Genomic DNA, 23,030 nt, shown 5'->3' on the forward strand with positions numbered 1-23,030 from the left:
GACAATAATATTAATAAAAAACTGATAATATATAAAAGACAACATATGAATTTAACTACTAAACTGCTATTAGGATTTGGTTTGAGTGCTGGTTTTTTAGGCTATTCGCAAGATTTAGGTAAAGTAAACCCAGTTCTTACCGGAGCTCCTTTCTTAAGAATTGCACCTGATGCAAGATCGGGAGGTATGGGAGATCAAGGGGTGGTAACCTCTCCGGATGCATTTTCACAATTCTGGAATGCGGCTAAATACCCTTTCAGCAGGACAAGTTCTTCCGTAGGTCTTAACTATACGCCTTACATGGGAAAACTTACCAATGATGTATTCTTATTATATGCTTCGTTCCATAAGTTTTTGGGGCAGGAAGAAAGATCTACAATTTCTGCGAGTATCTATTATTTTAATATGGGACAGGTAGACCTGACTCAATTGGTAGGTACGGAAATCGCTTCCATGGGTACATCAAAACCAAACGAATTCTCCATTGACGTTGCCTATGCTTTGAAACTCTCTGATTCATTCTCAGGTGCCGTTACCGGTAGATTTATCCGTTCAGACTTAGCCGGAGGTTTCAATACAGATACCACTCTTAAAGCGGCCAACAGTTTCGCAGTAGACGTTTCAGCATACTATACTTCACCAAGATTCTCCAGTATTGGTGGATATGATGGTAAAGTGAATGCAGGTTTAGCGGTTCAGAACTTAGGTCCAAAACTGGATTATACAGGAAATGAAGAATCAAGATCTTATCTTCCTACTATGGCAAGATTAGGGGTTGGATATGACATGTACCTTGATGATATGAACAGAGTTGGAATTTCTGTGGAAGGTTCAAAGCTTTTGGTTCCTGGATCTGAGTATGCAGGAATAGACCCGAATACAAGACAGCCCATCTACCAGATCCCGAATGTAGGACCAATGGCTGGTATCGGAAAATCTTTCAAAAATAAAAACAGTATCATGTACAGTGGTGCTTTGGAATATTCCTATGACAATGCATTTTCTGTAAGAGGAGGTTACTTCCATGAAAGTGAAGAGCAGGGAGCAAGACAGTTTGCTACCGCGGGGGTTGGGTTAAGATACCGTTCTTTCGGACTTGATCTTTCTTACCTGATCAATATGTCTAAAATCAACAGTGCTTTGGATAACACTCTACGTTTCGGTCTTACCTGGAACATTGGAGAAGAAACATCCAACAACGATCGTTAATAAAAGAAAAAGCAATATAAAAAAGCCTCAATACATTATTGTATGGAGGCTTTTTTATGTCAATCGTCAATCCGCTCCGCTTGTCAATTTTTGAAAACTTGAAAAAATTCACTATTCACTTTGCGAAGCAAGAATTCACTATTGACCTTTGAATAATGCAATGGTATAATCAAGGAGTTTTCCATCACCGTAGTCTCCATGTCCCGGAACTGCAATTTTCACATCGGGATATTCTTTTTTTACTTTTTCAACAGTAGCGGACCAGGCAGAAACATTGGCATCACCCAAATATCCTTTACCTGCCTCCAGCTCTTTTAATAAGCAGCCACCAAATAAAATATTCTCGCTCGGGAAATAACCTACTGCATTATCTTTTGTATGCCCTTCGTCAAAAAATTTTGCGATAACATCTTTATTCCCGACCTTTAAAATAACAGCATCATTAAAACTGTTTTCAGGAATAGCAAAATTATTTTCTTTGGCCAGCTCAATTGTTTTTGTATAAGAATAAGAAGGAATACGATGTTTATGAAACGCCATCAATCCTCCTAAACTATCATCATGAAAATGGGTTGGAATAATGGCCTTAATTTTTGCATTAAGTTTTTCATTAATCCACCGTATCAGCTCTTCTGAACTTTTATCATTGGTTGGGGTGTCGAAAACAATAGCTTCGTGATGATCTTTCACAACCAATCCATTACAGGGTACATTTCCAAAATCATTGGTCTGTTTAAAGGAAGTATGAATAAAAGAATTTTCCGAAATCCGGGTAATAATCAGGGTGTTGGATTTATAAACTTTCTTTGCCTTGAAGTTTTCCTTTTTCTGTGAACCGCAGCTCAGAATGAAAAAAGAAAAGAATATGATGAAGACATTTTTAATAGTATTTTTCATGAAACCTTTTTATTTAAACTTTGAGACAAGCTAAGGTAGGAATTCGTGGAATAAGATTTGTTACCTGTTCTGTTAAAAATGACCAATTGTGAGTGGTAAATCATTCCTATGTCTCTTCTGTCAATTTATTTTAAATAGCCCAACAGCAGAATTAAAAAAATATAACATAGAAGTTGAGAAAAGTCTTTTTTTTATGGCGATTTTCTTAAATTCAATAGCTATTTTTGTAATATGAACTATTCGGCGGAACTAAAAAAATTTGTAACCAGTCAGTATGTATATTCTGCCATCAGAATTACATTAGCAACTGTTCTGCCTTGTTTAGTCCTCGCCCACTTCGGGATTTTGAAAGAATATTTCCTTTTCCCTCTCGGAACCAGCTTTGTGGCTCTTACAGACCAACCCGGCCCTTTTATCCGAAGAAGAAATGCTCTTACTTTCGCTATATGCTGTTTTGTCTTTGTAGCGCTCATTGCCAGCCTTGTAATGAATATCAAAGTACTGGTGATTCTGGAGGTCATTGTCTTTGGGATGTTTTTTTCCCTCATTGGCGTGTATGGTCAGAGATTAGCTGCTGTAGGTTCATTATCGCTTGTGGTACTCGCCATCTTTATTGATGGACATCTTACAGGAAGCAATATCTTTAAAAGTTTATTGATTTTTGCTTCCGGCTGTATATGGTTTTTACTTATATTCCTTGTTGTAACAACTATTCGTCCTTATAAACTGGCAAGCCAGATGATTGGTGAAAATTATCTCCAGCTGGCTGATTTTTTAAAGATCAAAGCCAATTATTATCAGAAAAATCCTGATTTTAATAAGCTGACAACTCAGGTTATTGCCAAGCAGATTCAAATAAAAAATCTGCAGGAAGATACGCGGGAAACAGTTTTCAAAACCAGAACCATCGTCAATGAATCTACGACCACCAGTCGTTTATTAATGCTGATGTTCCTGAACTCGATGGACCTTCATGAAAAACTGATGACTTCTGAAAGTGATTATCAAAAGCTGCAGCAGAGCTTTGAAGACAGTATGATCCTGGTTAATATCCATGATTATCTAAACCTTTTGGCTGAAGAGATCACCAATATCGGAATTGCCCTTCAAAGTGGTACCAGAGCAAAGCCGATGTTTAATCTGGAACAGGAATTAAAAAGCTTAAATTATAATTATTTCGAACTTAGAAATAAGCAGCTTTCGCCGGACAATCTGGAAAATTTCATGATCCTGCGCCAGATCCTGATGCGTATCTATGAGATCACAAAGGAAATCAACGAGATCTATAAAGTATTTTCACAGGATATCAAACTGGCGAAAAGTTTATCTACAGGGTTAGACCTTAAGAAATTTATGCCTAATGAGCCTAAATTGAATGCCAAGGTTCTGAGAAATAATATATCATTATCATCTTCCCATTTCCGCCATGCCATAAGAATTACAACAGCTTTATTGCTGGGATATGTTTTTTCTATGTTCGATTTTCTTGGACTGGGGCACACGTATTGGATATTAATTACCATTACAGCAATTTTAAAACCAGCTTATTCCATTACTAAACAGAGAAACCTTCTCCGTCTCTATGGAACGATTGCCGGGGCAAGTATTGCGTATGCGATTCTGCATTTTATACATATTAACGGGGTTTTATTTGCGATTCTCCTTATCAGTATGATTATGTGCTTCAGCTTTTTGAAAGGGCGGTATTTCTGGGCAGTTTTATTCATGACAATTTATATTTTTCTGAGTTTTAATTTTTTAAACCCCGGGAAAGTCAATATTATTTTTAAAGACAGAATCCTGGATACTGCCATTGCCGGAATCATAGCTTTTGTGGTGTCTTATATTGTACTTCCGGTGTGGGAACATACACAAAACCTGGATCTGATGAAAAAATCTGCCGCTGACAACCTTATCTATTTCCAGAGTGTAATTTCTAAATTCTTAGAAGGAAATTTCGATCTTGAAGATTATAAGGTAAAACGAAAAAATGCCATTATTTCTTTGGCTAATCTTTCCGATAATTTCCAGAGAATGATTTCCGATCCTAAAAACCAGCAGAAAAAACTGGAAGTAGTACACCAATTTGTGGCTACATCACATCTGATTACGGCCTATACCGCTTCCCTGTCTCAATACTCCAAAAGTAATGAGCAATATCCTGAAATAGATGCTGAAAGCTGGAGCAGAAAGATTGAGGCCGAAATGCAGCAAACCTCTACCCTTCTCAACGGAAACGATGTTAACGAAACACTGAAACGGGAAAGCCGTCTTGAGCCGGAAGATTCTTCCATTGAAGATATGCTTCTGAAAAGAAAAACCGAGATTGAGGAAAATGAAATTGTAGACAGAAGAGACCCTGATAAAATATCACATTTAACAGAGCTTAAAAATATCCATGATATCCTTGAGCTGATCTATGATGTAGCAAAAGAACAGAGAAAAGTGATCGAAAAATATAAAAACGAAACAGAATCTATTGCTACTCCTCCACAATCGTAAAACAGTAATCGTCAAAAAATTCTACTCTGGCTTTGAACTCATCTGAAAACTGATCATCATATACACGGCAGCTTATTTTATGAAGATGCTTCAGCCCGAATGGCTTTACTTCATAGTTTTTCTTTAAAGACCAGTATTTTGAGTGGTGGATTTTGTACATACTTTCCTTCACACTCCATATAATAGTGTAAAAAGTATCCGCCTTATCTTCAGGAATAAATCCACGCTCATTTTCATAGGTAAATTTATCAATAACCCTTAAAATCTTAGGGTTGAATTTTTCAATATCAATTCCTATTTTATTTTTGGAAATAGCAATCGCCGCAAAAGGAAAAGAGTGCGTAATAGAAATTTCCGCATCGTAGGGAGAAAGAAAGGGTTCCCTTTCTTTATATAAAATTTTAGAATCCGGTTTTAATCCTTTCAGGAGCTTGCGAACCATCAGGACTTCCAGTAGTTTTTTAGGATGATAATCTTTTACCTTTTCGGCATTTTCCGGCTCCAGAAGTTCATTGATATCAAGTTCTTCACTTTCATCGTACTTCCAAACCAAAATTGTGGCATTGTCATCTGAAAAATCTCTGTAGAGGGGCATTCTTTTTTATATGAGACAAAAATACTAAAAAAAGCTTGAAGCTGGGAGCTGGAGGATGGAAGTTACTATTCGTGGTAAAAATAATTGTCAGATCAGATAAAAGAAATTGTTGGTAAAAAAGGCTAAGGAAAGGAAGCTGGGAGCTGGAGGATGGAAGTTACTATTCGCGCTAAAAATAATTGTCAGACTTTATAAAAGTAATTCGTTGATGAAAAAACAAACTCTTTGTTTCCCTAATCTTTACAAACCTCCAGCTTCATGCTTCCTGCTTACTTATTTAGCCTGATGGTTCACATCATTTCTATGCTCTACTATTTCCAGATTAGCATCTACAAAATAAGCACTTCCGAAACCGTTTACATAAGATCCTTTTACAGGCTGCAATGCAATTAAAATGAAATCTCCCATTTCGGAAATTACCTCTACTACTTTACCGTGAGTTTTTCTAAGTTTCGCAACTACAATATTCCCTATTTCAGAATCTTTTTCAATCTGAGAAGTGGCTGCTTCAATGGTCAGGCGTTCGCGGGCATAGATTTGTTTAGTCGCCGATTCATCTTTAATAAACATAATAGATGTTTTTCTTCCGTCTGCAAGATTTTTAGTATGTTTTGCCATGAAAGATACCAGAATATAGAATGTATGATCTAGCTGTACAAAAGGTGCATAGCTTGAATTAGGATTTCCTCCGGCATCAACAGTAGCAAGAATTACACTTTTTGAAGCATTAATCAGTTCCTGTACTTTGGGAGCAACAGGTTTGATTTTCTTTTCTGTATGGGTCTGATTCATAATATATTTATTTATCAGCTAAAATTAATTATTTATATTAAGACTAAATAATATTAAATCATGTTTAATCTCATAAAATTGAACCTGGTTTGTCGTTTTTATATCTTAATTATTAATCGTAATTTTGCCTTTCGTTATCAATTGAATTTAAAACTATTCATTACATATGAGTACTACAACACAATACATTCCTTATAAAGTTAAGGATATCTCCCTTGCAGAATGGGGTAGAAAAGAAATTACCCTTGCAGAAGCAGAAATGCCAGGTCTGATGGCTATCCGTGAAGAATACGGACCATCTCAGCCGCTGAAAGGAGCAAGAATCGCCGGATGTCTTCACATGACGATCCAAACGGCTGTGCTTATCGAGACTCTTGTAGCTTTAGGAGCTGAAGTTACATGGTCATCTTGTAATATTTTCTCTACACAGGATCATGCTGCTGCTGCTATTGCTGCTGCAGGAATTCCGGTGTATGCGTGGAAAGGATTAAATGAAGAAGAATTTGACTGGTGTATTGAGCAGACTTTATTCTTCGGTGAAGACAGAAAGCCATTAAACATGATCTTGGATGATGGTGGAGATTTAACGAACATGGTTTTTGATAAATATCCTGAATTCACAAAAGATATTAAAGGTCTTTCTGAAGAAACCACTACAGGAGTCCACAGACTATATGAAAGAATGAAGAACGGAACTTTGGTAATGCCTGCTATCAACGTAAATGATTCAGTTACTAAATCTAAATTCGACAACAAATACGGATGTAAAGAATCTGCTGTAGATGCAGTAAGAAGAGCTACAGACGTAATGCTTGCTGGAAAAAGAGTGGTAGTTTGCGGATACGGAGACGTAGGTAAAGGTACTGCTGCTTCATTCAGAGGAGCTGGTTCTATTGTTACTGTTACGGAAATCGACCCGATCTGTGCACTTCAGGCTGCTATGGACGGTTACGAAGTAAAAAGATTAGACACTGTAGTAGACAATGCTGATATCATCATCACTACAACAGGTAACTTCAATATCGTAAGAGGAGAGCACTTCCTTAAAATGAAAGATAAAGCGATCGTTTGTAATATCGGTCACTTCGATAATGAAATCGATATGGCATGGTTAAACAAAAACTATGGTCATACTAAATCAGAAGTGAAGCCTCAGGTTGATATCTATACTATCGAAGGAAAAGAAGTGATCATCCTTGCAGAAGGTAGATTGGTAAACTTAGGATGTGCTACAGGTCACCCAAGTTTCGTAATGTCTAACTCTTTCTCTAACCAGACATTGGCTCAGATCGAATTATGGAACAACTCTGCTGCTTACAAAAACGAGGTATATATGCTTCCTAAGCACCTTGACGAAAAAGTAGCTGCTTTACACCTTAAGAAATTAAGCGTAGAGCTTGAAACTCTTTCTCCTGAGCAGGCTGAGTACATCGGAGTAGACGTAAAAGGGCCATTCAAGCCTGAATACTACAGATACTAAGGTTCTTAATAAAACATGATATGATCCCACTATTTCTAAGATAGTGGGATTTTTTTATGCAGCATATGAAGCATTTCTTATTTTTGCCGCCTAAAAAATAGCATGAAAAAAATATTATTTCTAGGATTAATGGGATGTGTTGCATTCTTTAACAGCTGCAACAGCAGTAATGACGATGTGGTAAATGGACCTACTGAGAAAAAATTATTATTAAGTAAAATCACTATAGTTTACTATGACAACCCATCTCAGCCACAGACCAGTATAGAAAACCTGGAATACAATAGCCAGGGAGAACTCATAAAAACGATATCCGCATCAGGAAGTTCTACAGTTGAATACAGTAACGGAAAACCCGTCAAGATCAATTACTACACTAACAATCAGACGCTGGAATATTATTCAGTTTTTAATTATAATGGAGATCAGCTGGCAAACGTTAAAGCAATTTATCCAAATCCAGCCAATAACAGAACCGTTACCTACACCTATAATGCAAACGGACAGGTTGCTTCTTCTTCCCTTTGTCAGTCACCGGATTGCTCCAATCCAATGATTGATACTTATACCTATGATGGAAACAATATTTCATCAGAAACTTCAGAAACCGGAGGTTCCTTCGGTACTAGAATCGACTTCTCTTATGATGATAAACTAAACCCATATACGAATCTCAACAAATATCTTAGAATTACGATGAGAGGAGCTTATGTTATAAGCAAAAATAATTATTTGATAGAAAAAATAAGTTACAAAAGTAATGGCGTTTGGATACAAAATCAAACCAGAACTTCCACCATACAATACAACAGCGCAGGCCTACCTATTCAGGTCATTTCAAAAGAAGCCAACGGAAACCTTTCAGCTCAATATAATTACGAATATATCACTCAATAATACAAAGCTCTCCAGAAATTGGGGAGTTTTTTATGAGCTGATCCCGCTATCCGCTCATACTCCTCACGCAAGCACTGTCATTCAATAGGAACGGGCTTTAGCCCGTTTACAGTAAATAAAAATAAGATCCATTGGCTTTAGCCCAAACATAAATATACGTCATACAGTTATTCCGGGTTTTTCCCTATATTTTCTCTCTATTAGAGCTGTATTTATAAAAAATGAATATCTTAGCCCTCTTAAATAAAACATTAAACTATGAAAAAACAAAGAGTATCGAATGCATTCGTTGCTGCGTCGTGGGTAGCTTTGGGAGCAGGAATGATTGGCTTTATTGTTGGTCTTGCAAGAGCAGAAATGCTGCTGAATGAGAAGGGATATTATTTCACCATCCTTCTTTATGGTTTATTTGCCGTGGTTTCGCTGCAGAAAGCAGTACGTGATAGATTAGAAAACATTCAGGTGACAGACATTTACTATGGAATCTGCTGGTTTGCCACGTTATCATCTATCGTACTACTGGCAATAGGGCTTTGGAATGCAACTATTCTTCCAAGTGAAAAAGGTTTTTATGCCTTTGCCTTTTTACTCGCTCTCTTCGGAGCCATTGCAGTCCAGAAAAACACCCGTGATAACATGCTTCAGGAATAAAAAGAGGCTGTCCGAAAAAGTTTGGACAGCCTCAGTTTTTGCTGATTTTATTCGTACCCCTATACAGGAGGCATATTCAAATATTCTATTCTCAAAAGATGTATCTGACTTTTAGGACAGGACATTTAAAAATAAACTATTTATCAAAATGATTGGGATGCTGAGCTTTAATATCATCCACAGTTCCCAGTACTTTATCTTTTAAAGAATCCTGATATTTCTGAAGTTTTGCGGCTACTTCTTCATTGCCGCTTCCTAAGATTTTCGCTGCTAAAATTCCTGCATTCAGTGCACCGTTCAAGGCTACGGTAGCTACCGGAATACCTCCAGGCATCTGAAGAATAGACAATACAGAATCCCATCCGTCTATAGAATTACTGGACAAGATCGGAACTCCGATTACCGGAAGCGTAGTACAGCTCGCTACCATACCCGGAAGGTGTGCCGCTCCTCCTGCTCCTGCTACAATTACCTTTAAACCTCTTTCCTGAGCAGTCTTTGCATAATCGAACATTCTTTCAGGTGTTCTATGCGCCGAAACTACAGTTAATTCGTAAGGGATATCAAGGCTCTTAAGAAAATTTGCAGCCTGTTCCATGATCGGCAGATCACTCTGACTGCCCATAATAATTCCTACCATCTTCAATTTTATTAGATGTTCAAAGATAAAAAATAAAGATGGAAGTTGGAAGAAGGAGGCCGGAAGTTCTTTAAACTCCATGTACCATCTCTATTTTATTCTATCTGTATCAGTAAAAAACAAAGCAACTGTACCCATCATAATCATTTTAAAACGGCTAATTTTGTTGGTTACACTACTTAATATACATTGAAAGATTATAAACTTATTTTTGCTGTTCTTACCGTTGCTATCGTTTGGGGAACTACTTTTTTAGCTATTCGTATTGCTGTGGAAACAATTCCTGCATGGTTTGTAGCGGGAATCCGGCAGCTTCTGGCTTCTGTTATCATGCTTATTGTTCTTATTTCGAGAAAGCAATTCAAGTGGATTGGCTGGAAAAGTTTAGGATATCAGATTATTTTTGCATCCCTGATGCTGGTGGTAGCGAATGGGATGACTACCGTGGCTGAAGAAACTGTTTCGAGCAGTCTTGCCTCGCTGATCAGTGCATGCTCTCCTATTCTTGTGTTTCTGGGAAGTGTAGCTGTAGGATTGCAGAAATTCAGTGTACGCGCACTTAGTGGCGTTCTGCTTTGTTTCAGCGGCATTCTTTTTATTTTTTGGGACGGACTTAAAGATCTTGCCAATCCTGATTACAGAATGGGAATGATCTTCCTTTTCTGTGCCATCGCAGGCTGGGCCTCGGGAACTATTTTCACTAAGAAATTAAACATCCAAAGCGGAAATATTACATTGAATCTGTTCTATCAGTTCCTCTTTGCAGGAGTAGTTCAGGTTATTTTTGCTTTTCTGTTTTCTGAAAATTACAACTTCGGAAACTGGACAATCAAAAGTATTTCAGCGATGTTATACCTTGCTGTTTTTGGTTCTGTTGCTGCTTTTTTCGCTTTTCATTATGCACTGACGAAAATTTCTCCGGTTCAGGTTTCTATCCTTGCTTACATCAACACTATTATTGCCATATTTCTAGGCTGGCTGATTATGGATGAACAAGTAACGTTTAAATTTATTCTTGCAGCTGTCATGATTATCTGTGGAGTTTTCATTATTAATTACAAACCGGAGATGTTCAAAAGACAAAGAATTGAATCTTAAAACAGAAAATAATATCAAATTATCTTACCCTATCTATTCAACTGTTTTCTAACTTATTAAATATAATTAAAATCAGATCTGTTCCTGCTGGGTTTTGTATTTCCTTCATTTTCCTTATATTGTATACTCCAACCGATACAATATGCTGAAAAACACATTTTTTTTATTGCTGGCTGCCTCTTTTCTATTGGTAAGCTGTAATTACAAAGAGAAGGAAAAGAACCTGACAGACAGGGAAAAACAATTATTAGAAAAAGAAAAAGTATTCGCAAAAAAAGAATCCGAATATCAGTCTCTTCTGAAAATGAGAGACAGTATTTTTTCCAAAAAAGATTCTGTAGTAATTGCTGCTGTATGGCCTACGGAAATTTCCGGCCCATGGAACGGTAAGGTAATCTGTACAGAATCCAACTGCAGCGAATATGCTGTGGGCGACCAGCGTACTGATATCTGGGAATTCGACAATGATTCTACCCAGCCCATCACCAAAATCATCAATAACAATAATCTGGTAAGGCTGTATACGGGCAAGTTTGAAAACAATGAGATCAGACTGTCTTTCAAAACCGATTCTACAGCCAAAAAGAATGTAGAAATGAGCGTTCTTCTTAATGATATTTCAGACAACAAGATCAAAGGAACCAGAACTATTACTTCTGATGGCTGTACCGCCAAGTTCTCTGTTGAATTAGTACGTTCCACAAAATAAACACATATGATTTTACTGAGTATACACAACCTGAGTCTTCCTATAGAAGACCCGGTACTGAAATTCCTGTTGGTACTGGTCATCATCCTTGCAGCACCATTGCTGCTTAATAAAATCAAAGTTCCTCACCTTTTGGGACTTATCATTGCCGGGGCCATCATTGGTCCGAACGGATTCAATGTTTTGTCCAGAGACAGCAGTATTGTGGTAACAGGAACTACCGGGCTTCTTTACATTATGTTTCTGGCTGGGCTTGAGATTGATATGGGCGATTTTAAAAAGAACAAATGGAAAAGTCTCACTTTTGGCATCTATACCTTTACAGCCCCTTTTGTATTGGGATATCTGGGAGGATATTATCTTTTACATTTCTCCATGCTGACCTCCATTCTGTTTGCCAGTCTTTTTTCTTCTCACACGCTTATTGCTTATCCATTGGTGAGTAAGTTGGGAATTGCGAAAAATAAAGCCGTTAATATCACCGTTGGGGGTACCATGATCACAGATATTCTTGCCTTATTGGTACTTGCTGTGATTGTAGGAATGTCCCAGGGTGATGTAGGAACAGAGTTTTGGGTTAAATTATCGGTCTCTTTTGTGGTCTTTGCCCTGATTGTACTTATTGTATTCCCTATTATTGGCCGTTGGTTTTTCAAAAGAGTGGATGATAAAATCTCACAGTATATTTTTGTACTGGTGATGATTTATCTGGCGGCTATGCTTGCTGAACTGGCTGGTGTAGAAGCCATCATCGGGGCATTCTTTGCCGGATTAGCTCTGAACAGACTTATTCCTCACACTTCTTCATTGATGAACAGGGTTGAGTTTGTAGGAAATGCCATATTCATCCCGTTCTTTTTGATCAGTGTAGGAATGCTGATTGATTTCAAGGTGTTCTTCAAAAGCTGGGAAACCCTCGAAGTAGCAGGAATTATGCTGGCAGCCTCTATCGGAGGGAAATATCTTTCTGCAGTTGCCACTCAAAAAACATTCAGGCTGACCAAAGAGGAAGGAAAACTGATCTTCGGATTAAGCTCCGCTTCTGCAGCGGCAACACTGGCTTCTGTAATGGTAGGTTACAACATCATCCTTTCTGAAACCGAAACCGGAGAGCCGGTAAGATTATTAAATGAACACGTCTTGAACGGAAGTATTTTACTGATCCTGATTTCCTGTACCATCTCCTCTTTCATTTCTATGGCCAGTGCCCAGAAAATTGCGGAAAGTGATAATGAAGATACCGTTTCAGGAAATACCCACGAAGAAGAAAATATTCTCTTAGCCATCAACCACGAAGCAACGGTTGAGAGAATGGTGAATCTGGGAATTCTGATCAAAGCACATTCCAATACGGAAGATCTTTTTGCGTTGAATGTCATCAACGAAGACAAAAATGAATCTTCGGTAAAGAATGCGGAGAAACTTCTTCATCAGGCAGCAGATACAGCGGCGGCGGCAGATGTAAAATTACAGTCTTTAAAAAGATATGACAATGATGTCATCAATGGAGTGAATAATGTGATTAAAGAACAGAAAATCACCGATCTCATTATTGGACTGGAAGATGAAAAAGGGTTCTCCCCTTCTTTTGTATACAATCTTTACAACGGTTATCTGCAGAATGATGATGTGAATGTACTGGTTTACCATGCTGCACAACCGCTTTCCACCATTAAAAAATATGCAGTGATGATTCCCGAAAATGCTCATCAGGAAGCAGGTTTCTTCCATGCATTGCTGAGGGTGTGGAATATTGCCAGAAATTCCGGGGCCAAAGTTGTCTTTTATGCTCCTGAAAACATCATTGATATTCTTCAGAAAATCATTAAAAAAGCCAATATAGAAGCAGAATTCATTATCATGAGCACATGGCAGGATGGTGAAAGAACTGCTGCCCAGCTGAAAGATGACGAAGCCTTGATTATTCTGATGGCAAAACGCGGCATGAAATCCTATATTCCAAGAATGAGACTGATCCCTGAACTGTTGAACAGGAACCTGAAAGACAATAATTACCTTCTTATTTTTCCTTTCTCAGAATACGACAAAAACAGTCCGGAAATACGTTCTGTAGGAAATCACGGAGATTTTATGGAGATTGGAAATGTGATTCAGAAGATTTTTAAATAAAGCTGGAAGCAGGAAGAGGGATGATGGAAGTTATCGATGGACGAATAATCATTTTTTTTTCATCAATAATCAATAGCGTCGGGCTTTAGCCCGATGTGAACCATAGAAATAAAATTGGTTTTAGCCGAAACCTGAAATTAAGTTTTGGCTAAAGCCATTTGAATTGATAATCATTTGTAAACGGGCTAAAGCCCTTTACTCTTGAATAATCTCATAACAAAAAAGGGAGCTGTTATCTTTCAAACAGCTCCCTTTTATATGTTTTAATTGGGTTATTCAGAAATTACTCTCACCATTCCTTTCACCTGTACAAGCTTTTCCATAAGCTCTTCCCTGGAATCTGCAAGAACGTTGATGTGTCCCATTTTTCTTCCCGGTTTGGTTTCTGTTTTACCGTATAAATGAATGTACGTTTCGGGAAGTTTAAGAACATCTTCCATTCCTTCATACACTACTTTTCCAGCGTATCCTTCTGCTCCAACCAGATTCAGCATTCCACTGTAAGTGATGGCGTCTGTATCAGCTAAAGGTAAGTTTTTCACCACACGGTACATCTGCTCAAATTGCGAATTAGTATTTCCTTCCTGGCTCTGATGTCCTGAATTGTGAAGCCTTGGAGCAGTTTCATTCACCCACACTTTTCCTTCTTTATCAAGGAATAATTCGATAGCAAACAATCCCGGTGAGTTCACAGCCGCCAGAAATTTCTCTGTAATAGAATCAATCTGGTTCTGAACATCTTCTGTAAGAAGAACCGGACATACATTGAAGTCTAAAAGATTCAGTTTTGGATCAGCTACCATTTCCGTTACCGGGAAAATATTGGTTTCTCCTTTTTCATTTCTTGCAACAATCACAGAAAGCTCTTTTTCAATGTCTACAAGACTTTCAATAACAGAAGCTTCAGTCCATATATGCTGATAATCTTCTTCCGTTTTAATTACCTGTACTCCTTTTCCATCATATCCTCCTGTATTCATCTTCTGAACAAATGGCAGTGGCATGATGATCTTCTCATCACTGTTCCACACCACCTGAAATTCCGGACTTGGAATATCATGAGCTTTATAAAATTCTTTCTGAAGGATCTTTTGCTGGATTGTTTTGATAATATTGGCATTGGGAACTACTTTTACTCCCTGCTTTTCAAGTTCTGCCAATGCGTCAGCATTTACGTGTTCTATTTCAATGGTTACAACATCTTTATTTTTTCCGAAGTTCAGAACCGTTTCATAATCATTGAAATTTCCCTGTGTAAAATATGAGATATTATGACATGGAGCATCAGATGCCGGATCCAGCGTATAAAACTCATCATCATACTTCAATGCACTTTGTATTAACATTCTTCCCAGCTGTCCGCCTCCCAGAATTCCTATTTTCATTTTTTATTTTTATTAGATTTACGCTTATTGAATTTTATCGATTTTTAAATAGCCAAGCCCCATCGGGTTCTCCTGATTTTCTTCATCAGACTTTTGAAGGACGATAGAATACTTTTCTTTCATAGAGGCAGGAAGGATATCACTTACATTGAATATATCATCAATATCCACTCCATGTTTATCATCAATATGACTTACAGCGCCTTCAAATCCCATTGTCTGATAAAATTCGGTTACTTTTGCTCTTTTTACAATTTCTCCCATAGACTGTCCTACCATTAAGTGCTGCTCATGAAATTCTTCAAAAAAACCAGGTTTGTACCCGCCTAAATTCAGAAAAAACAACTGATTTTCCGAAGATTTCTCTCCTTTTTCTACAATCTCCACTTTGTACCCATCTGCAAATCTCACTTCCTGATAGCAGTCCAGATGAATTTTTCCTTCAGCTTCCTTCCAAAATTCTTTCATATCAGGAACCAGATCTTTAAGATTTTCCGCTATTCCGAAGAAAACATCGTGCTGTTCTATATTTCTTCCTTCAGGTGTTGCCCCGAGGATGATATAAAATAATTTCAACTCATTTTTCATGCATGCAAAAATACGTTAAATTTATCTTTTTCAAATGTTTGGCAGACTACCACAATAATTTTATATTTGTAATATTATTTGTAGTATGTCAGAAATCATCATACTCTTCCTTGGCGCAATTTCTGCGGGTCTTTTAGGTTCGCTTACAGGTTTAGGAGGAGGAGTTATTATCATTCCTTTATTAACGCTAGGTTTTGGTGTTCCAATGCATTATGCTATCGGTGCTTCGCTTATCTCTGTGATCGGAACTTCTTCCGGGGCGGCAGTAGCTTTCGTAAAAGAAGGCTTTACCAATATGAGAATCGGAATGTTTCTCGAAATAGCCACCACAGCAGGAGCTATTATTGGTGCCCTGGTTTCCGGAATGCTTAACCCCAATACCATCGGAATTATTTTTGCAAGTATTCTTCTTCTAACAGTTATTTTAAATCTTAAAGGAAAACCTGATCACCAGGAACCTTTAGTAAAAGGAAGTTTGGAAGAAAAACTGAAATTATACGGAACATTCCCTGATAAAGGAGTATTGAAAAGCTATTCTGCAAGAAATACTGTTCCCGGATTTTTGATGATGATGTTTGCGGGAGCAATGTCCGGACTTCTAGGAATTGGTTCCGGTGCATTGAAAGTTTTGGCGATGGACAATATGATGAAGCTTCCTTTCAAAGTATCTACAACTACCAGTAATTTCATGATCGGAGTAACGGCTGTGGCCAGTGCACTGATCTACTTCCAGAGAGGTGAAATCATTCCGGTAATTGTGGCTCCCGTATTGATAGGAGTTGTTATCGGAAGTTTTATAGGTTCAAAAACACTGATGGTATCGAAGACTAAAAAATTAAAAGTATTTTTTGCCATTGTTATTACCATTCTTTCTATTTACATGATGTATAACGGTATCAACAAAAGCTTCAGATAATGAAAAAGAATTTTACAGATGTAGATCTGAACCGTTCGGTAGGAAATCTTCTGAGACTGGGTGTTATTCTGTCTGTGGCTACATCGCTGATTGGTTTTGTCAAGTTATTTTTTGAGGGTTTTAAAATGCCTGAAAAATATACCAGTCTTGTGGTAGGAACTTCTTCCGAAAAAGTATGGGGCCATTTCTGGGACTCTTTATGTAAAGGAGAAGGTACGGCTATTATTCAGCTGGGTATTCTTTTATTGATCTTCACGCCTCTGATGAGAATTGTTTTTGCTTTAATAGGCTATTTAAAAGAAAAAGACTACGTATATGTAGTCATTTCTTCTATTGTTTTAGCGATTATGGCGGTGAGTTTCTTTGCAGGATACGCCCACTAATTTTTCACATTTCATAAAACTCTAACGGCAGCTGGTCGGGATCCCGGGTAAAGAAAAATTCTTTTCCGGTGAATTCATCGATTCGGATTTCTTCACAGTTTAACCCTTTTTCCATGAGTTCATTTCGCTTTTCCGAAACATTTTCTACAGAAAAAGCGAGATGCCTTAAGCCACATGCTTCGGGACGTGACGGCCGCTGTGGGGGATTAGGAAAGGAAAACAGCTCAATCACATAATGATCTCCTATGGCCAGATCAAGTTTATAAGACTGTCTTTCTTCTCTGTATACTTCACGGATGATATTCAGATCTAAAATTTCCGTATAAAATGCCTTCGAAACGGCATAATCTGAACAGATGATGGCGATATGATGAATCTTCATTTTTTCTGATTTTAAACTAATTTTTAATTTTATTACTGTATTTCTTTACAGTTATCTTTTCTTCTTGTATCAATAATATACTGAATTTTCCATTCGGTATTCTGTTTTACGAGCTGAAAACTATTAGCCCCGCAATGGGATAATTTCCCCTTTACATAAAAAGAATAAGGAGTAAATACACTGGCCAGATTTCCATCCGTATGAATGGCTTCTATAATAATTCTTTCATCCAGATCTCCTTTTGTAAATTTTGAAACCGAAACAACAAAATCCTGTATGCTGTTACTTTTTACAGTACCCTCTTTTGTAATGGTCTGCAGCACTGCATTCTCTGCAAAAGCGGATTTTACCAACTCAGAGTCTGCATTTTTCATACCAAGGAACAGGTTTCGGATAGGTTTTTCAATATCTTTATTCTGCTGGCCGAAACACGAAATACTGATAAGAACAAGAAATAAAATTATTTTATTCATAGTATGGATTTAGATAATTAAAAATAGATAAAATAAAATTTAAATTGATTAACAAATTTTAAAATTCATTTTCCTTAAATTGTAACCCAATTATTTCAGAGATTTTATATGTGGATTATTTACCTGACACTGGCCATAGTTCTTCTGGTCATGACTATATTACCAAAAATACAGTATTCTCACTGGATATTCAGAGTTCCTGAATTTGCTAAAATACAGGTCACCTACCTTATATGCTTTACTTTTCTATTAGGTTTCTTCATAGATTCTACAGAATATTTCTGGTATTATCAGGGTCTTCTGCTGGTTATGTTCATTTATCATGGTCAAACATTGATCAGATATACCCATTTCTATCCTGTAAAAAAACACAGACAGCGTCACAGGTCTTCTGATAAACTGCATTTTATTTCCGCCAATGTGTATCAGTTCAATAAAGAGTATGAGAAATTCATCGGACTTGTCAAAAAACATAATCCTGATTTTTTCATGACCATGGAAAGCAATGGCGATTGGGAAAAAGCAATGAGACCTTTAGAAAAAGAATACGGTTTCCAACATAAAGTGACTCTCGAAAACACCTATGGGATGCATTTTTATTCAAAAGTTGAGATTAAGGAAGCGAAAACCCATTATTTTGTAGCTGATGATATTCCGAGCATCGAGATCCACATGAAAACAGCTGATGGCTTTTCTTTTGTTTTCTTCGGGGTTCATCCTCCGCCGCCAAGTCCTACGGAGGAAGAAACATCAAAGGAAAGAGATGGCGATCTTTTAAGTACTGCCAAGCGTGTAAAAGAAATCCAAAAACCGGTTATTGTGGTAGGAGACTTCAATAATGTTGCATGGTCACGATCATCTGTTCTTTTCAGAAAAACCAGTCACCTCATAGATCCCAGAATCGGGCACTCTTTTGTTTCTACGTTTCATGCAAAATACCGTCTTTTAAGGTTTCCTATCGATCTGATGTTTCACAGTGAAGATATTTTTATTCAACAGCTGAAGACATTGGAGAATTTTGGATCAGACCACCTTCCGGTCTACTGCGAGTTTTTCATAGATCATCACAACGATGAGCAGGAAGAATTGATAGAAACAGCAACATCTGAGGAGAAAGCTGAGGCTGAAATCATGATAGAGGAAGGAAAGAAAGAAGATGGCGAACGGGAAACGGTTGTTACTGAGGATTAAAAAAGTGGGCTAAAAAGCCCACTCCCATTGAATATTTATTCTTATTTAGAATCTCATCACATCCTTTACTACTCCATTTTTTTGAGTATGCTGTAATAATTCAGCTTCAATAAAGGCTTTCATCTGTTCCTCAGAACCATTGCATGGAAACAGAAGGTGAACATTCGCTCCTGCATCCAGCGTAAAGAATAAAGGAAGACCGGTTTCTCTTCTGAAATCCCATATTTTATTGATAACTTCCAAAGTTCCTGTTTTCATCAGGATAAAAGCAGGATCACTCATCATCATCATCGCATGCAGTGTAAGTGCTTCATGTTCTACCAGCTTGATGAAACGTTCCAAATCTCCGTTTTTCAGGATTTCTTTCATGGGAACAAAGTTTTCCCTTGCTTCCCGGAATCTTCTTTCTGCATAAGGATTGGTATTCATCAAACCATGTCCTACCGTTGAAGAAACACTTTTCTGTCCTTCATGAATCAGCAAAACCCAGTCATTAAAGTTTTTGAAGACTTCATGAATTTCTGCATCAGGATATTGTACTCCGAACAAATCTGAGCTTCCGGCTACCTCATCCGTTTTTCCCCACACCACAAGTCCGTTATATAAGCTTCTGCATGCACTTCCACTTCCTAATCTTGCTAAGAATGAAGCTTTTCTCAATGACTCTTCTTCAGATGTTTTTTCAGTAAAGGAAGCATCTAAAGACATCAGACATTTTGCAATGGCTCCAAATCCTGAAGCTGAACTTGCAATCCCGGAACTATGAGGAAAAGTATTTTCTGTCCTGATGATATATTTTCCTTTTAAAATCCACGGAAGATACTGCTCTATATTTCTGAAATATTTTTCAATTTTTTCGGCAAATTTCACTTCTTCATTTCCAGCCAGGAAAGTCTGTACTGAAAAAGGCTCGTTCGCTGTAAATTCCATTGAAGTATTGGTCTTGCAATGGTTTAAGGTATAACTGATGCTTGGATTAGCAGGAATCTGATCAGCATATTTTCCCCAGTATTTGATCAGGGCAATATTGGACGGACAGCTTTCTGAAACCGTTTGGGTATGAATGGTGAAATTTTCTTTTCCTATAAAATCTTGTGTCGTCATAGTTTAATTTAAGTGTACTGTTTAGTACATTTTCTCTATAATATCTGCGTATTTTTTAATCACTACATTTCTTTTGACTTTCAAGGTAGGAGTAATTTCTCCGGTATTGATATCAAATTCGGCAGGCATTAAGGTGAATTTCTTCACTTTTTCATAGTCTGCCAGATGGTTTTGTAATTCTTTAATTTTCTCTTTATAAAGATTGATTATCTTTTCATTTTTTACCGCCTCTTCCCAATTGGTAAAAGGAATATTATTCTTTTTGATATACTCCTGTAAAAACTCAAAATTGGGAACAATCAATGCTGAAACAAACTGTCTTCCTTCTGCAACCAGCATAATCTGCTGGATAAAATTATTGTTGGTCAGAAGATTTTCAATCTGTTGGGGAGCAATGTATTTTCCGTTGGAAGTTTTCATCAGATCTTTGATTCTGTCTGTAATGATCAGGTTTCCTTTATCATCAAATTTTCCTGCATCACCGGTTTTGAACCATCCGTCATCTGTGAATACTTTCTCGGTTTCTTCAGGCTTGTTGTAATAGCCTTTCATGATTCCGTTGCCTCTGGCCTGGATTTCATCATTTTCTCCAATACGCATTTCTACTCCAGGAAGTGGTTTTCCACTCGTACCATGTTCAAAGTGAGTGAGAGGGAAAAGCGTCAATGTTGCCGTAGTTTCCGTTAACCCATATCCTACTGTTACATGAATTCCCACTGATTCAAAGAAACGGGTAACTTCCGGCGACAAAGAAGCGCCGCCACAAGGCAGGAACCAAAGTCTTCCACCCATTTTATTTTTAATTTTACTGAAAACCAGCATATCAGCTACAGATTCTTTGAATTTTAATCCAAAAGGTACCGGTCTTTCATTTCTTCTTAATTCTGCGGTTTCCCATCCGGTTTTAATCGCCCAGTCGAAAATCTTTTTCTTCAATGATGAACCTTCTTCCGCTTTTTCAAGAACTCCGGCATATACTTTCTGGAAAAACCTTGGTACGGCGCACATGGCAGTAGGTTTTACTTCTTCCAGTGCTTTGGCTACATTTTTAGGATCTTCAAGGAAATAAACACGTGCACCACCGTATAAACAAAGTAAGCTCCAGCTTCTTTCAAAAACGTGGCTTAAGGGTAAAAATGCCAGTGAAAGTTCTTCTTCAAAGTTTTTAAACTTAAAAAACTCAAAGTGTGAGTCGAATGCCCTGATGAAATTTCCATGGGTAAGCATTACTCCTTTTGGGATTCCGGTAGTTCCGGAAGTATAGATCAATGTGGCTGTATCATCATTTTCTTTTTTACAGATCTCAAGTTCTGATGAAGCTTTTGCGATAAAATCTTCAAGATAAAAACTGTTGAATTCTTTCTTGATCCACACTGCTTTTTTGGAAACAATAATGGTTTCCAGATTGTTTTCTTCTTTATGTAAAAACTCAAGACAGGCATCATACTGCATTTGATTTCCTACTAAAACAGCCTTCGCTCCGGAATCGTTGATGATATGTTCTGCCTGCTCAGCATTATTGGTAGAATAAACAGGTACCGTGACAGCACCAATCGCCAAAGAAGCCAGATCCATAATCATCCATTCCGATGAATTGTCTGAATAAATAGCGACTCTGTCATTCTCCTGAACTCCGGATTCTTTTAAAGCATTGGCCGTTTTAAAAATAATCTCACTGAATTTTTTCCAGCTCAGCTCTTTCCATGCTGCATCTTTCTTTTTAAATCCGATAGCTGCTTTTATAGGATGTTTTTCTACATTTTTAAGGATAATTGCCTCTGCAAGGTTCATTTCTTCAGCTTTTTGTCGTTAATATAATTATTCAGGTGAAAGTCTATGCTTTCTTTTACAGGGATAAACTGATAGTTTAGTTTTTCTCTGACTTTGTGATTGGAAATGGTGTTGAATGAAGAAATGGCCTCGATATTTGATCGGGTAACCATTTTCAGTTTTGGAATGAGCCATCCGAAAAGGATATTGGCAACTCTTCCGATATTGAGTACAGATTGTGAAAGAATTCTGGCATCTTTAAGCCCCAATCGTGTTCTTACCTGTTTGGCAAGGTCTGCATACCTCTTGTTTTCAGCGACAATAATAAAACGTTCCCCGAAAAGATTATTTTCCATTAATCCAATAGCGGTATTGGCTACATCTCTTACATCAACGTAGGCAGAACCTCCTGAAAAGGTAAAACTATTGTCTTCAAAGGTTGAGAAAAGCTCACCGCTGCTTTGACTCCAGTTTCCGCTTCCTACGATCATTCCGGGATTGATAATGATCACATTCAGACCTTCTGCTGAAGCTCTCCAGGCTTCCATTTCTGATAAATGTTTAGAAATAGCGTATGCAGAATGTTCCAGTTTCGGATTAAAGTCAGATTCTTCATCAAGTTCTCCTTTTTCATTGAAATTGTCCAGGACGGCAACGGAACTTACATGGAGAAATTTTTTAACGCCTGATCCTTCGCAGGCATACAAAAGATTTTCTGTACCATTGATATTCGTATGGTACATTTCTTTTTCATCTTTGGGATGAAAACTCACTTTTGCAGCACAATGATATACTTCATCTACATCTTGCAGTGCAGTTTTTAAGGAATCGAGGTCATCAAAATCCACGTTTACCCATTCAATTTTATTGAAAAAATCGTCGGGATTCTCCGTATAAAAGCTGTATGAATGCTTTACTTCGTTTAAATTGCTGCCCGGTCTTTTGGAAGCACGTACATTTTTTCCTCTTTTAAGAAGTTCCAGTACAATTATTCTTCCCAGAATTCCGGTAGCACCCGTTACAAAAATCATTAATTATTTTACTTGATTGCTGACTAAAATATAACAATATTTTCTATCCGGCAATTCTTCCGGATCGGTAAAAATTCTTTAGAAAAACTGTTTTTGCAAATTTGCGATTTTTAAAGCATAATTCAACTTAATTTAACCAATATTATCATTCCGAATACAACAAACCGGAAAATTTTAATTTCAGTAGATCATCCAAATGAAAAGTCC

Annotated in this window: 22 protein-coding genes; 11 read left to right on the plus strand and 11 right to left on the minus strand. The window is 37.4% G+C overall.

Features of this window, described 5'->3' with window-relative positions; all coding sequences use genetic code 11:
* Positions 1-45 precede the first annotated feature (45 nt).
* A complete protein-coding gene (gene porV, locus C8D70_RS05750; RefSeq protein ID WP_076597393.1) occupies positions 46-1,209 on the plus strand; it encodes a type IX secretion system outer membrane channel protein PorV in 1,164 nt (387 codons plus the stop codon).
* Between the two features lie 138 nt (positions 1,210-1,347).
* Here porV and blaCHM read toward each other — a convergent pair whose 3' ends face one another.
* Entirely contained in the window at positions 1,348-2,106 is a 759-nt protein-coding gene (blaCHM, locus tag C8D70_RS05755) for a CHM family subclass B1 metallo-beta-lactamase (RefSeq protein ID WP_110366687.1), read from the minus strand.
* A 231-nt stretch (positions 2,107-2,337) separates the two neighbouring features.
* On the opposite strand from blaCHM, the gene C8D70_RS05760 reads away from it, so the two are divergent.
* Entirely contained in the window at positions 2,338-4,608 is a 2,271-nt protein-coding gene (locus C8D70_RS05760; protein WP_110366688.1) for an FUSC family protein, read from the plus strand.
* Here the strand turns inward: C8D70_RS05760 and C8D70_RS05765 are convergent.
* Complete coding sequence (locus tag C8D70_RS05765; RefSeq protein ID WP_110366689.1) at positions 4,589-5,203, minus strand: 4'-phosphopantetheinyl transferase family protein; 615 nt, start codon at positions 5,201-5,203, stop codon at positions 4,589-4,591. The genes C8D70_RS05760 and C8D70_RS05765 overlap by 20 nt on opposite strands.
* 273 nt (positions 5,204-5,476) lie before the next feature.
* Positions 5,477-5,995: a HugZ family protein gene (locus tag C8D70_RS05770; RefSeq protein WP_110366690.1), complete on the minus strand. Its 519-nt coding sequence runs from the start codon at positions 5,993-5,995 to the stop codon at positions 5,477-5,479.
* 166 nt (positions 5,996-6,161) lie between these two features.
* Here C8D70_RS05770 and ahcY point away from each other — a divergent pair, with 166 nt between their 5' ends.
* The 3 genes from ahcY (at position 6,162) to yiaA (ending at position 9,023) form a co-directional block, all read left to right on the plus strand.
* Positions 6,162-7,475, plus strand: coding sequence for an adenosylhomocysteinase (gene ahcY / locus C8D70_RS05775; RefSeq protein WP_076597398.1), 1,314 nt, complete (start codon positions 6,162-6,164; stop codon positions 7,473-7,475).
* Between the two features lie 102 nt (positions 7,476-7,577).
* Positions 7,578-8,372, plus strand: coding sequence for a hypothetical protein (locus C8D70_RS05780; RefSeq protein WP_110366691.1), 795 nt, complete (start codon positions 7,578-7,580; stop codon positions 8,370-8,372).
* Between the two features lie 258 nt (positions 8,373-8,630).
* On the plus strand, positions 8,631-9,023 hold the full coding sequence (gene yiaA, locus C8D70_RS05785) for an inner membrane protein YiaA (protein ID WP_034699887.1): 393 nt from the start codon (positions 8,631-8,633) through the stop codon (positions 9,021-9,023).
* A 136-nt stretch (positions 9,024-9,159) separates the two neighbouring features.
* Here the strand turns inward: yiaA and purE are convergent, their stop codons facing one another.
* A complete protein-coding gene (purE, locus tag C8D70_RS05790) occupies positions 9,160-9,663 on the minus strand; it encodes a 5-(carboxyamino)imidazole ribonucleotide mutase (RefSeq protein ID WP_034699885.1) in 504 nt (167 codons plus the stop codon).
* 189 nt (positions 9,664-9,852) lie between these two features.
* Here purE and C8D70_RS05795 point away from each other — a divergent pair, with 189 nt between their 5' ends.
* From C8D70_RS05795 to C8D70_RS05805, 3 genes are all read left to right on the plus strand, one after another.
* The gene (locus C8D70_RS05795) at positions 9,853-10,761 is read left to right on the plus strand and encodes a DMT family transporter (protein WP_110366692.1); all 909 of its coding nucleotides are present in this window, start codon (positions 9,853-9,855) and stop codon (positions 10,759-10,761) included.
* A gap of 142 nt (positions 10,762-10,903) precedes the next feature.
* The gene (locus tag C8D70_RS05800) at positions 10,904-11,470 is read left to right on the plus strand and encodes a hypothetical protein (RefSeq protein ID WP_076597401.1); all 567 of its coding nucleotides are present in this window, start codon (positions 10,904-10,906) and stop codon (positions 11,468-11,470) included.
* A 6-nt stretch (positions 11,471-11,476) separates the two neighbouring features.
* Positions 11,477-13,600, plus strand: coding sequence for a cation:proton antiporter (locus C8D70_RS05805; protein ID WP_110366693.1), 2,124 nt, complete (start codon positions 11,477-11,479; stop codon positions 13,598-13,600).
* Between the two features lie 272 nt (positions 13,601-13,872).
* Here the strand turns inward: C8D70_RS05805 and C8D70_RS05810 are convergent, their stop codons facing one another.
* Positions 13,873-14,985 (minus strand): 5-(carboxyamino)imidazole ribonucleotide synthase, encoded by a 1,113-nt coding sequence (locus C8D70_RS05810; RefSeq protein ID WP_110366694.1) that lies wholly within the window; start codon positions 14,983-14,985, stop codon positions 13,873-13,875.
* A 24-nt stretch (positions 14,986-15,009) separates the two neighbouring features.
* Positions 15,010-15,573, minus strand: coding sequence for a DUF1543 domain-containing protein (locus C8D70_RS05815; protein ID WP_228407988.1), 564 nt, complete (start codon positions 15,571-15,573; stop codon positions 15,010-15,012).
* Positions 15,574-15,658: 85 nt separating this feature from the next.
* On the opposite strand from C8D70_RS05815, the gene C8D70_RS05820 reads away from it, so the two are divergent.
* Complete coding sequence (locus tag C8D70_RS05820) at positions 15,659-16,489, plus strand: sulfite exporter TauE/SafE family protein (RefSeq protein WP_076597404.1); 831 nt, start codon at positions 15,659-15,661, stop codon at positions 16,487-16,489.
* Positions 16,489-16,872 (plus strand): DUF1634 domain-containing protein, encoded by a 384-nt coding sequence (locus C8D70_RS05825; RefSeq protein ID WP_076597405.1) that lies wholly within the window; start codon positions 16,489-16,491, stop codon positions 16,870-16,872. Before C8D70_RS05820 ends, C8D70_RS05825 begins: the two co-directional genes overlap by 1 nt.
* A 4-nt stretch (positions 16,873-16,876) precedes the next feature.
* Here the strand turns inward: C8D70_RS05825 and C8D70_RS05830 are convergent, their stop codons facing one another.
* The gene (locus C8D70_RS05830) at positions 16,877-17,254 is read right to left on the minus strand and encodes a VOC family protein (protein ID WP_110366695.1); all 378 of its coding nucleotides are present in this window, start codon (positions 17,252-17,254) and stop codon (positions 16,877-16,879) included.
* Between the two features lie 32 nt (positions 17,255-17,286).
* On the minus strand, positions 17,287-17,727 hold the full coding sequence (locus tag C8D70_RS05835; protein ID WP_110366696.1) for a nuclear transport factor 2 family protein: 441 nt from the start codon (positions 17,725-17,727) through the stop codon (positions 17,287-17,289).
* A gap of 108 nt (positions 17,728-17,835) precedes the next feature.
* On the opposite strand from C8D70_RS05835, the gene C8D70_RS05840 reads away from it, so the two are divergent.
* A complete protein-coding gene (locus C8D70_RS05840; RefSeq protein WP_110366697.1) occupies positions 17,836-18,918 on the plus strand; it encodes an endonuclease/exonuclease/phosphatase family protein in 1,083 nt (360 codons plus the stop codon).
* A gap of 45 nt (positions 18,919-18,963) precedes the next feature.
* Here the strand turns inward: C8D70_RS05840 and C8D70_RS05845 are convergent, their stop codons facing one another.
* The 3 genes from C8D70_RS05845 to C8D70_RS05855 are packed head-to-tail and all read right to left on the minus strand — an operon-like array spanning position 18,964 to position 22,823.
* The gene (locus C8D70_RS05845) at positions 18,964-20,022 is read right to left on the minus strand and encodes a diphosphomevalonate/mevalonate 3,5-bisphosphate decarboxylase family protein (protein ID WP_110366698.1); all 1,059 of its coding nucleotides are present in this window, start codon (positions 20,020-20,022) and stop codon (positions 18,964-18,966) included.
* A 21-nt stretch (positions 20,023-20,043) separates the two neighbouring features.
* Positions 20,044-21,813, minus strand: a complete 1,770-nt coding sequence (locus C8D70_RS05850) for an AMP-dependent synthetase/ligase (protein WP_076597410.1) — start codon at positions 21,811-21,813, stop codon at positions 20,044-20,046.
* Complete coding sequence (locus C8D70_RS05855; protein WP_076597411.1) at positions 21,810-22,823, minus strand: NAD-dependent epimerase/dehydratase family protein; 1,014 nt, start codon at positions 22,821-22,823, stop codon at positions 21,810-21,812. Before C8D70_RS05855 ends, C8D70_RS05850 begins: the two co-directional genes overlap by 4 nt.
* Between the last annotated feature and the right edge of the window lie 207 nt (positions 22,824-23,030).

The sequence above is a fragment of the Chryseobacterium sp. CBTAP 102 genome (assembly GCF_003201365.1).
In the GTDB taxonomy this organism is placed as follows: domain Bacteria; phylum Bacteroidota; class Bacteroidia; order Flavobacteriales; family Weeksellaceae; genus Chryseobacterium; species Chryseobacterium candidae.

What these genes read in the sequence shown, in the direction of transcription:
- porV (WP_076597393.1), top strand. Translation starts at nt 46, where the DNA reads ATGAATTTAACTACTAAACTGCTATTAGGATTTGGTTTGAGTGCTGGT.
- blaCHM (WP_110366687.1), bottom strand. Translation starts at nt 2,106, where the DNA reads ATGAAAAATACTATTAAAAATGTCTTCATCATATTCTTTTCTTTTTTC.
- C8D70_RS05760 (WP_110366688.1), top strand. Translation starts at nt 2,338, where the DNA reads ATGAACTATTCGGCGGAACTAAAAAAATTTGTAACCAGTCAGTATGTA.
- C8D70_RS05765 (WP_110366689.1), bottom strand. Translation starts at nt 5,203, where the DNA reads ATGCCCCTCTACAGAGATTTTTCAGATGACAATGCCACAATTTTGGTT.
- C8D70_RS05770 (WP_110366690.1), bottom strand. Translation starts at nt 5,995, where the DNA reads ATGAATCAGACCCATACAGAAAAGAAAATCAAACCTGTTGCTCCCAAA.
- ahcY (WP_076597398.1), top strand. Translation starts at nt 6,162, where the DNA reads ATGAGTACTACAACACAATACATTCCTTATAAAGTTAAGGATATCTCC.
- C8D70_RS05780 (WP_110366691.1), top strand. Translation starts at nt 7,578, where the DNA reads ATGAAAAAAATATTATTTCTAGGATTAATGGGATGTGTTGCATTCTTT.
- yiaA (WP_034699887.1), top strand. Translation starts at nt 8,631, where the DNA reads ATGAAAAAACAAAGAGTATCGAATGCATTCGTTGCTGCGTCGTGGGTA.
- purE (WP_034699885.1), bottom strand. Translation starts at nt 9,663, where the DNA reads ATGGTAGGAATTATTATGGGCAGTCAGAGTGATCTGCCGATCATGGAA.
- C8D70_RS05800 (WP_076597401.1), top strand. Translation starts at nt 10,904, where the DNA reads ATGCTGAAAAACACATTTTTTTTATTGCTGGCTGCCTCTTTTCTATTG.
- C8D70_RS05805 (WP_110366693.1), top strand. Translation starts at nt 11,477, where the DNA reads ATGATTTTACTGAGTATACACAACCTGAGTCTTCCTATAGAAGACCCG.
- C8D70_RS05810 (WP_110366694.1), bottom strand. Translation starts at nt 14,985, where the DNA reads ATGAAAATAGGAATTCTGGGAGGCGGACAGCTGGGAAGAATGTTAATA.
- C8D70_RS05815 (WP_228407988.1), bottom strand. Translation starts at nt 15,573, where the DNA reads ATGAAAAATGAGTTGAAATTATTTTATATCATCCTCGGGGCAACACCT.
- C8D70_RS05820 (WP_076597404.1), top strand. Translation starts at nt 15,659, where the DNA reads ATGTCAGAAATCATCATACTCTTCCTTGGCGCAATTTCTGCGGGTCTT.
- C8D70_RS05825 (WP_076597405.1), top strand. Translation starts at nt 16,489, where the DNA reads ATGAAAAAGAATTTTACAGATGTAGATCTGAACCGTTCGGTAGGAAAT.
- C8D70_RS05830 (WP_110366695.1), bottom strand. Translation starts at nt 17,254, where the DNA reads ATGAAGATTCATCATATCGCCATCATCTGTTCAGATTATGCCGTTTCG.
- C8D70_RS05835 (WP_110366696.1), bottom strand. Translation starts at nt 17,727, where the DNA reads ATGAATAAAATAATTTTATTTCTTGTTCTTATCAGTATTTCGTGTTTC.
- C8D70_RS05840 (WP_110366697.1), top strand. Translation starts at nt 17,836, where the DNA reads ATGTGGATTATTTACCTGACACTGGCCATAGTTCTTCTGGTCATGACT.
- C8D70_RS05845 (WP_110366698.1), bottom strand. Translation starts at nt 20,022, where the DNA reads ATGACGACACAAGATTTTATAGGAAAAGAAAATTTCACCATTCATACC.
- C8D70_RS05850 (WP_076597410.1), bottom strand. Translation starts at nt 21,813, where the DNA reads ATGAACCTTGCAGAGGCAATTATCCTTAAAAATGTAGAAAAACATCCT.
- C8D70_RS05855 (WP_076597411.1), bottom strand. Translation starts at nt 22,823, where the DNA reads ATGATTTTTGTAACGGGTGCTACCGGAATTCTGGGAAGAATAATTGTA.